Here is a 9,186-nt window from a genome sequence, read left to right as displayed (position 1 = left end):
CTGCCCAAGGGAACCAGTTTCGAGGATCTCACGCAGGACGAGCTCGACGCGATCGTCGGGGAGATCAACGACACCCCGATGAAGCTCCTCGGCTACAAAACGCCCAATGAGGTGTGGGACGAGGAGATCGCCAGGCTACAATCGAAGGCAGCCAGCCCGAACACAAGCGTTGCGCTTACAAATTGAACCCGGGTGCTTGCTTTCGATTGTTTTCGTATGATATACTTGAGTCATGCGTGTCAGGGAATGGGCGAGGCGTGAGGGCTTCAACGAGCAGACGGTATGGCAGTGGTGCCGTGAGAACCGCATGCCCGTCCCATTTGAGCGCATGAGCACGGGTACGATAATCATCCACGACCCGAAATACGAGAGCCAGCCCGTCGCCCCCACGGCGAACGGCAGGACGGTGTGTTACGCGCGTGTCAGCTCGTCTGACCAGAAGGACGATTTGACACGTCAGGCCGACCGGTTGAGGGCGTTCGCCGTCAACATGGGCGTCGAGAAGCCCGAGGTGGTCACGGAGACGGGTTCCGGCATGAACGACAAACGACGCAAGCTCAACCGGCTGTTGGCCGACCCGACCGTCGGCACGCTGATCGTGGAGCATCGCGACCGGCTCGCCCGTATGAACGCGGGCTTGGTGGAGAGCGCGTTGAAGGCGCAGGGCAGACGCGTCGTCGTCGTGGACGACACGGGACTCGACGACGATCTGGTGCGCGACATGACCGAGGTGCTGACCTCGTTCTGCGCGAGACTGTACGGACGCCGCGGGGCCAGGCACCGTGCGGAGAAGGCGTTGGAGGCGATGCGCGATGAGCGCGTATGAGGCCGTCAGAATCCGGCTCGACCCGACCCCACGGCAGACACGGCTGTTGGAGTCCCATGCGGGTGGCGCGCGTTTCGCGTACAATCTGATGCTCGCGCACGTCCGGCGCCAAATCTCCTTGGGTGAGAAACCGGACTGGACGTTGTACGCGATGCGCCGCTGGTGGAACGAGTGGAAGGACGAAATCGCCCCGTGGTGGCGGGAGAACAGCAAGGAGGCGTACGGCAGCGCGTTCGAATGGCTGTCCCAGGCGTTGAGGAACTGGTCGGACAGCAGGAAGGGCAGGCGCGCGGGCCGTAGGGTGGGCTGGCCGAAATACAAGTCGAAACGCTCCAGTGTCCCGCGTTTCGCATACACGACCGGCAGCTTCGGCCTTATCGAGGACGACCCGAAGGCGTTGAGACTGCCACGCATCGGACGCGTGCACTGCATGGAGAACGCCACCGAACGCGTCCACGGCAGACGAATCGTGCGCATGACCGTCAGTCGCCATGCGGGCTTCTGGTATGCGGCCCTCACCGTCGAACGTCCCACCGAAAGCGTTCCAGCGAAAAACAGAAAACGGAAGAACCATGATCGTCAGGTCGGCGTGGATTTGGGCGTCAGGACCCTCGCCACCCTCTCGGATGGCACCACGTTCCCCAATCCACGCAACTACGTCCGCACGCAACGGAAACTCCGCCACGCCCAACAGTCGTTGAGCCGCCGCGACAGGGGCATGAGCCATGGATGCGGGTCGAAACGGTACAACAGGGCGTTGGAGCGTGTGCGCCGAATCCACGCCCGCATAGCCGCCCAACGAGCCGACAACATCGGCAAGCTCACCACGTGGCTCGCCGACAATTATTCCGACATCAGCATCGAGGACCTCAACGTGCAGGGCATGAGCCATAACAGGAGGCTTGCCAAACACATACTGGACGCGGACTTCCACGAGTTCCGCCGCCAACTGGAATACAAGACCGCACGCGCCGGCACGAGGCTGCACGTCATCGACCGCTGGTATCCAAGCTCGAAGACCTGTTCGAACTGCGGGACGGTGAAAGCCAAGCTGTCCCTGTCCGAGCGCGTCTACCATTGCGAGGAGTGCGGGCTTGTCATCGACCGTGATGTGAACGCGGCCATCAACATCCAAGTCGCCGGGAGTGCCCCGGAGACGTTAAACGCGCGTGGAGGAAGCGTAGGACAGACCCGCCTTGAGTGCGGGACAATGCGGCATCCGGCGAAACGCGAACCAAGCGGCGGCGACAGTCGCGTGAGACTTGGAGCTGGTCTCGGCAACGAGGCCATGCAGATGACTTCGCTCTAGCGACAAGCTAAAACAAAGTCATCTACAACGGACGAACCAGCCGCGGCACCATGGCGCTGATGCATGACTATGCCGAGCTCATCAATGAATTACGTCCGACAGCAGAGCAATTCACCGAGATCGAGCAATACTGGGTCAAACGAATTCAGGCGTTCTTCACCAGCAAACCATTCAAGCTGGAGTCCGACAACTCGCTTTCCGTTGATGCGGCCGTGGAACATCTGCTGCGGCAGGCAGCGCAGCGGCGAAGGGAGAATCCGGGCACCATGTACGTCGGCACCGTCCTGCAGCATCTCGTCGCGGCAAAGCTCACCATCGTTGCTCCGGAAGTGGAAATCAACGGCGCGTCCGTTGCTGATGATCCGAGTCCGCGGCTTCCAACGGTGAGGCCGCGGACCGTCTCACAAAACCGTCCGCGGCTCCGCCCTCCTGTTTCGTCGCAACTGACTACACCGACGGGTTCGGGCGCTTCGTCACGAAAACGCCATTGCGATGCACCGTATACGCGCCGCCGTCACTGCCCCGTTCCGCCCGGAACAGGACGATCGGCTCCCCTGCGATGTCGCGCAGTTCGACATCCGATCTGCCACGTGTCAGATAGAAGTCGAATATGGCGTCGTCGGATTGACGCACGGTGTGCAGAACGTCAGAGGTCACGCCGCTGGCGGGCGACCGCAGGTTGGCTTCCGGCTGCCGGCCATCCTGCGGCTGCGCGGCAAGCCAGCCTCCCACGAATCGCGTCAGATCGCTCACGCCCAGATCGCAGCCGAGGAAATACGCCTCCCCTTCGCCGTACGTGTTGCGGGTGATCGCGGCCATGCCGTCAAGCTCCCACTCATCCGCTTCTTCGCCGGCATACGAGGCAAGCACCTGCACATGCGGTCCGGCGACGGTCACGTCACCGAGCTTGTCGATGACGCGATCGAGCCAGTCGAAATCCCAATGGTCTTCGATGGGCTGGAGGCGATCTCAGCTGAAGATGGCAAGGGCCACGGTGTTGACGCCGGCCTGGCCCATCAGGCGGATGTCGTCATCCCAGATTTCCTCCGGCCATTGGTCGGGACTATAGTCGCCACCGAAAGCGATGCCGCGTCCGTCCGCGGTCAGCAGTTTTGGCCATGCGAAGTCACGTCATGCACGCACGGTTATCTCCTTTGGCAGGCGGCGCAGGGCCACGGCCCATATCGGATACCAGCTGATACTAGCTGATAGACACTCCTGGCCGATAGTCGACACGCCGCCGGTTCCGGCCCCACTGCCGGAACCGACATGGGTATGTTCATGACCGCCGACCGCAGGAACGAACAGGCCCGTCCGCCACGGACCGCATCTTGCGGTTCAGGCGGACGGGCCTTATGGGAGGGATGGGAACGGGAGATCAGTTCTTAATAACTGCCTGCGCCTCATCGTCGACGATCTCGCCGGAAGCGAGCTTGGCTTCGAGCTCCTCAACGATCTGCGCATGCATCTTCTCATCGATCTTGACCTTGAACCAGAACACGACGAGGCTGAGGATGATGAGAACAAGCGGGACGTAGAAGGCGAAGGTCTTGAACGTGGTGATGTTGGACGCGGTCATGTCGGCTGCCGTGGCATGACCGGTCATGCCAGCCGCGAGGGCAACGGCACCGACCGCACCGTTGGACATCGCGCCGCCGATCTTGTCGAGCATGGGACGCACCGACAAGGTGACCGCCTCGTTGCGCTTGCCGTTCTTCAGCTGGCCGTACTCGATGGAGTCGGTCAGCGACAGAATCGCGGTCATCTGGATGAACTGCGCAGGCACATAGAAGAAGATCAGGGCGACGATGACGACCGGCAGGTTGCTGGAGAACAGGGCGAGCATCGTGTAGCCGATGATCATGGAGACCATGCCGCCGGTGAACAGGTAGCGACGGGGAATCCAGCGGTTGAGAATCGGGTACAGCGGCGCCATGATGAATCCGGCGATCAGCGGAATGATGCCGGTGATGGAGAAGGCGGCAGGCTCGTCAAGCACGAACACGAAGAGGTAGTACATCACACCGGTCGTGATGACGTTTGCGATGGCGTACAGCAGGTAGGACAGGGCGACCCACAGCAGCTGGTCGTTCTGGAACAGCGCCTTGAACGCCTCGAACGGGTTGCCGTTCTTCTGGGCCTTGGCACGCAGCGCGCTGGTGCTTTCCTTGGTGCCAAAGGCGACGGTCCAGGCGGTAATCAGGCCGAGGAGCGCGACGATGAAGCCGAAGGAGGTCCATCCGGCCTGGCCCTGGCCCTTGGCGCCGGTGAACGTCCAGGTGAAGTAGCTGACGATCGGGATGACGATGACGGTGATGCCGTTGTAGCCGATAGAGCCGGTGAAGGTGCCAAGGGCGGTGTAGGTGGAACGTTCGTGGGAGTCGGAGGACAACGCCGGGATCATGCCCCAGTAGGAGATGTCACGCAGGGAGTAGAACACGTCAAGCACGATGAACGTGATGATGAACAGCACGATGAACAGCGTGGTGTTCACGTTGACCAGTCCGAACATGCCGGAGAAGATGAGCATGATCAACACGGAGGAGACCAGTCCGCCGATGAACTGCCACGGGCGGAAACGGCCCCACTTGGTGGTGGTGTTATCCACGAGGTTGCCCAGCAGCGGATCGATGAAGATCTCGGCGATGCGGATAACGACGATCAGGCCGGTGATGACGGCGATCATTTGGGCGGCTAGAGCCTTGCTGTAGCTGACGAACAGGCAGCTGGTGACGTACGTGACGAAGTACGTGCTCATCGCGTTGTAGAAGGCGGCCTGCCCCAAGTTGCCGCACGCGTAGGCGATGCGCTGGCCTAACCCGCCCTTCCTGCGGACGTCACCGTCCGCGACATTTTCGTTGCTCATTAATCTTCTCCTTAAGAACCCAGAGCATGGAATCACTCATTGATTTTGTAAAGTATAGCATACAAGTTTTATCACCGTAAGCATACAAGTTTTATCACCGAAAGTAAAAAGCATTAGTAAACAAGGAGATAAACAGCGTGTCGCAAGGATGGGATAACATGAGCTGAACCGAGACATTGCATGGACGCGGCGTAGCGTCGACGGCAAGCAGTGCCAGTGATTTGGAAGCGGTAAACAGGATTTGCGTTTTATATAAAAACTGTTTATCCTTTTCGGTAAAGGAGGCCCCGGCCTCTTCCATAATATCATTCACAACGAGGTAATGACAGAAAGCAGGAGAACATGACAGACGTCACACATGTCGATCGCGCATCGCAGGCTTGGCTGACCGACCCGACGGTGTTCGAGGTGAACCGGACTCCGGCCCATTCCAGCCACAAGTGGTACGCCCGCGACCCCCAGAGCGGACAATGGTCCGATCTCAAGCAGAGCCTTGACGGCGAGTGGCGGGTCGAGGTCGTTCAGGCCGCCGACATCAACCTCGAAGAGGAACCCGCGACGGCCGAGTCGTTCGACGACTCCTCGTTCGAGCGTATCCAGGTTCCGGGCCACCTGCAGACGGCCGGTCTGATGAACCACAAGTACGTGAACGTCCAGTATCCGTGGGACGGCCACGAGAACCCGTTGGAACCGAACATCCCGGAAAACAATCACGTCGCGCTCTACCGCAGGAAGTTCACCGTCTCCGCCCCCGTGGCAAACGCCAAGCAGGCCGGCGGATCGGTGTCGATCGTGTTCCACGGCATGGCCACGGCGATCTACGTGTGGGTCAACGGCGCGTTCGTCGGCTATGGCGAGGACGGCTTCACGCCCAATGAGTTCGACATCACCGAACTGCTGCACGACGGGGAGAACGTCGTGGCCGTCGCCTGCTACGAATACTCCAGCGCCTCCTGGCTTGAGGATCAGGACTTCTGGCGTCTGCACGGCCTGTTCCGCTCCGTCGAACTCGCCGCCCGCCCGCATGTGCACATCGAGAACACGCAGATCGAAGCCGATTGGGATCCCGAGGCCGGCACCGCCTCCCTCGATGCCGCGCTGACCGTGCTCAACGCGGCCGACGCGGCCACGGTCCGCGCGACCCTGAAGGACGCCGACGGCAACACGGTGTGGCAGACGACGGGCGACGCGGAGGCGCAGACCGCGATCTCCAGCGGACCGCTGCAGGGCATCGCCCCTTGGAGCGCCGAAAGCCCGACGCTGTACGAGCTTGACGTCGACGTCATCGACCAGGCGGGAGACGTCATCGAATGCACGTCCCAGAAGGTCGGTTTCCGCCGCTTCCGCATCGAGGACGGCATCCTGACCATCAACGGCAAGCGCATCGTGTTCAAGGGCGCCGACCGCCACGAGTTCGACGCCGAACGCGGCCGCGCCATCACCGAGCAGGACATGATCGATGACGTGGTCTTCTGCAAGCGCCACAACATCAACTCCATCCGCACCTCGCACTACCCGAACCAGGAACGCTGGTACGAACTGTGCGACGAGTACGGCATCTACCTGATCGACGAGACCAACCTCGAAGCCCACGGCAGCTGGTCCCTGCCCGGAGACGTCCTCACCGAGGACACCATCGTGCCGGGTAGCAAGCGCGAATGGGAAGGCGCCTGCGTCGACCGCGTCAACAGCATGATGCGTCGCGACTACAACCACCCGAGCGTGCTGATCTGGTCGCTGGGCAACGAATCCTACGTGGGCGACGTGTTCCGCGCCATGTACAAGCACGTGCACGACATCGACCCGAACCGTCCGGTGCACTACGAGGGCGTGACCCACAACCGTGACTACGATGACGTCACCGACATCGAGACCCGTATGTACTCGCATGCCGACGAGATCGAGAAGTACCTGAAGGACGACCCGAAGAAGCCGTACCTCTCCTGCGAATACATGCACGCCATGGGCAACTCCGTGGGCAACATGGACGAATACACGGCGCTCGAACGCTACCCGAAGTATCAGGGCGGCTTCATCTGGGACTTCATCGACCAGGCCATCTACGCCACCCAGCCCGACGGCACCAGGAGCCTGCGCTACGGCGGAGACTTCGGCGACCGTCCGTCCGACTACGAGTTCTCCGGCGACGGCCTGCTGTTCGCCGACCGCAAGCCTTCCCCCAAGGCCCAGGAAGTCAAGCAGCTGTACTCGAACGTCCACATCGACGTGACGAAGGACTCGGTGTCCGTCAAGAACGACAACCTGTTCACCGCCACCGGCGACTACGTGTTCGTCCTGAGCGTTCTCGCCGACGGCAAGCCGGTCTGGCAGTCCACCCGGCGTTTCGACGTGCCCGCCGGTGAGACCCGCACGTTCGATGTCGCATGGCCGGTGGCGGCGTACCGCGCCGACGCCCGCGAACTGGTGCTGCAGGTTTCGCAGCGTCTCGCCAAGGCAACCGATTGGGCCGAAAGCGGCTACGAGCTCGCCTTCGGACAGGCCGTGGTGCCCGCGGACGCCACCGCGACGCCCGACACGAAGCCGGCCGATGGGACCATCACCGTGGGCCGTTGGAACGCCGGCGTGCGAGGCGCCGGACGCGAGGTCCTGCTGTCGCGCACCCAGGGCGGCATGGTCTCCTATACCTTCGCCGGCAACGAGTTCGTGCTGCGCCGTCCCGCAATCACCACCTTCCGTCCGCTGACCGACAACGATCGCGGTGCCGGTCATGGCTTCGAGCGCGTCCAGTGGCTGGGCGCCGGCCGCTACGCCCGCTGCGTGGACAACGTGCTCGAGCAGATCGACGACAGCACGCTCAAGGGCACGTACACGTATGAGCTCGCCACCGCGCAGCGCACCAAGGTGACCGTCTCCTACACGGCCCACACCGATGGCCGCGTGAACCTGCACGTCGAATACCCTGGAGAGCAGGGTGACCTGCCCACCATCCCGGCGTTCGGCATCGAATGGACGCTGCCTGTGCAGTACACGAACCTGAGGTTCTTCGGCACCGGCCCGGCGGAGACGTACCTGGACCGCAAACACGCCAAGCTCGGCGTGTGGAGCACCAACGCTTTCGCGGATCATGCGCCGTACCTCATGCCGCAGGAGACGGGCAACCATGAGGATGTGCGTTGGGCCGAGATTACCGACGATCACGGCCACGGCATGCGCGTCAGCCGCGCCGATGGTGCCGCGCCGTTCGCGGTAAGCCTGTTGCCGTACTCCAGCTTCATGCTTGAGGAGGCTCAGCACCAGGACGAGCTGCCGAAGCCGAAGCACATGTTCCTGCGCGTCCTTGCCGCACAGATGGGCGTTGGCGGCGATGATTCCTGGATGTCGCCGGTGCACCCCCAGTACCATATCCCGGCGGACAAGCCGATCAGCCTCGATGTCGACCTCGAGCTGATCTGATCGGAATTGATCCGATAGTCCACCGTGCAAACGATGTGGCCCCCGACTTCCTCGCAGGAAGTCGGGGGCCACATCGTTTGCACGGTCCTTGTTAGTCCAGCGGATGCGCCGGATATCGATGCAGATCCAAACCTAGTCGTTGTAGAGCATCAATGAATAAAGATGTCACTCATAAGCTATCAAGAGAATCCAGAACTTTTTTTGAATTCATATGCTCGACACGCAATGTATCCAGCGTCGTTTATAATGACTCATTGTGCCTTAATGACGCATCGGGCTATAGCGCAGTTTGGTAGCGCGCCTGCTTTGGGAGCAGGATGTCGTGGGTTCAAATCCCGCTAGCCCGACAAACAAGAAAGCCTGGAATCTCAACGATTCTGGGCTTCTTCTTTTATCCGGCCGCTAAACGATTTATCCGTTTTTATCCGATGACCGTAGAACCTATATGGCCTTGCGGTCTAAGGGACTTTTGTGATGTTGGGACCCCACCTGCTAGTCAGTTCGATTCCATGCGACATCGATTTCCGCTTCCCAATCTCAAATGACACCAAAATACCTGCAACCGATTGTGCAATCCCGTGGGCGGGAGTGGGTTGCAGGTAAAAGGTGTCGAGTTACAGCCCAGAATCACCCCTAACTAGTACCGAAATACCTGCAACCGCAGTAACTAACCCCTTTATACCTGCAATCCGGCAAATATGGTTCAGACAATCCGCACATCCAGACCGCTATCCGAACACACCGTTTATACTGGATCACACATCGAATCAA

The 9,186-nt window shown here is 60.9% G+C and carries 5 protein-coding genes, 1 tRNA gene and 3 pseudogenes; 6 read left to right on the top strand and 3 right to left on the bottom strand.

Features of this window, described 5'->3' with window-relative positions:
* The 4 genes and pseudogenes from AB5287_RS03855 to AB5287_RS03840 all read left to right on the top strand — a co-directional run.
* Window positions 1–186: pseudogene (locus AB5287_RS03855) on the top strand (IS30 family transposase); the annotation flags it as partial.
* 46 nt (window positions 187–232) lie between these two features.
* Window positions 233–826: an IS607-like element ISBlo12 family transposase gene (locus AB5287_RS03850; protein ID WP_076611891.1), complete on the top strand. Its 594-nt coding sequence runs from the start codon at window positions 233–235 to the stop codon at window positions 824–826.
* Window positions 813–2,135 carry an IS607 family element RNA-guided endonuclease TnpB gene (gene tnpB / locus AB5287_RS03845; protein WP_164928230.1) on the top strand — a complete coding sequence of 441 codons (1,323 nt, stop codon included), beginning with the start codon at window positions 813–815 and terminating at the stop codon, window positions 2,133–2,135. Before AB5287_RS03850 ends, tnpB begins: the two co-directional genes overlap by 14 nt.
* Window positions 2,136–2,185: 50 nt before the next feature.
* Window positions 2,186–2,437 (top strand): annotated as a pseudogene (locus AB5287_RS03840) (DUF4928 domain-containing protein); the annotation flags it as partial.
* A 145-nt stretch (window positions 2,438–2,582) separates the two neighbouring features.
* Here AB5287_RS03840 and AB5287_RS03835 read toward each other — a convergent pair.
* The 3 genes and pseudogenes from AB5287_RS03835 to AB5287_RS03825 form a co-directional block, all read right to left on the bottom strand.
* Window positions 2,583–3,035: pseudogene (locus AB5287_RS03835) on the bottom strand (beta-galactosidase trimerization domain-containing protein); the annotation flags it as partial.
* Between the two features lie 69 nt (window positions 3,036–3,104).
* On the bottom strand, window positions 3,105–3,161 hold the full coding sequence (locus AB5287_RS03830; RefSeq protein WP_230578897.1) for a hypothetical protein: 57 nt from the start codon (window positions 3,159–3,161) through the stop codon (window positions 3,105–3,107).
* Window positions 3,162–3,513: 352 nt separating this feature from the next.
* Window positions 3,514–5,001: a glycoside-pentoside-hexuronide (GPH):cation symporter gene (locus AB5287_RS03825; protein WP_131209662.1), complete on the bottom strand. Its 1,488-nt coding sequence runs from the start codon at window positions 4,999–5,001 to the stop codon at window positions 3,514–3,516.
* A 342-nt stretch (window positions 5,002–5,343) separates the two neighbouring features.
* Here AB5287_RS03825 and AB5287_RS03820 point away from each other — a divergent pair, with 342 nt between their 5' ends.
* Both AB5287_RS03820 and AB5287_RS03815 read left to right on the top strand, forming a co-directional pair.
* Window positions 5,344–8,415 carry a glycoside hydrolase family 2 TIM barrel-domain containing protein gene (locus tag AB5287_RS03820; RefSeq protein ID WP_201121050.1) on the top strand — a complete coding sequence of 1,024 codons (3,072 nt, stop codon included), beginning with the start codon at window positions 5,344–5,346 and terminating at the stop codon, window positions 8,413–8,415.
* Between the two features lie 273 nt (window positions 8,416–8,688).
* A tRNA-Pro gene (locus AB5287_RS03815) sits at window positions 8,689–8,762 on the top strand.
* Window positions 8,763–9,186 lie beyond the last annotated feature (424 nt).

Origin of the sequence: Bifidobacterium sp. RTP21102st3_E2_RTP21102_210122 (assembly GCF_040916945.1) — a bacterium.
In the GTDB taxonomy this organism is placed as follows: Bacteria; Actinomycetota; Actinomycetes; order Actinomycetales; family Bifidobacteriaceae; genus Bifidobacterium; species Bifidobacterium longum.
This window is presented reverse-complemented; position numbering and strand designations above follow the sequence as displayed.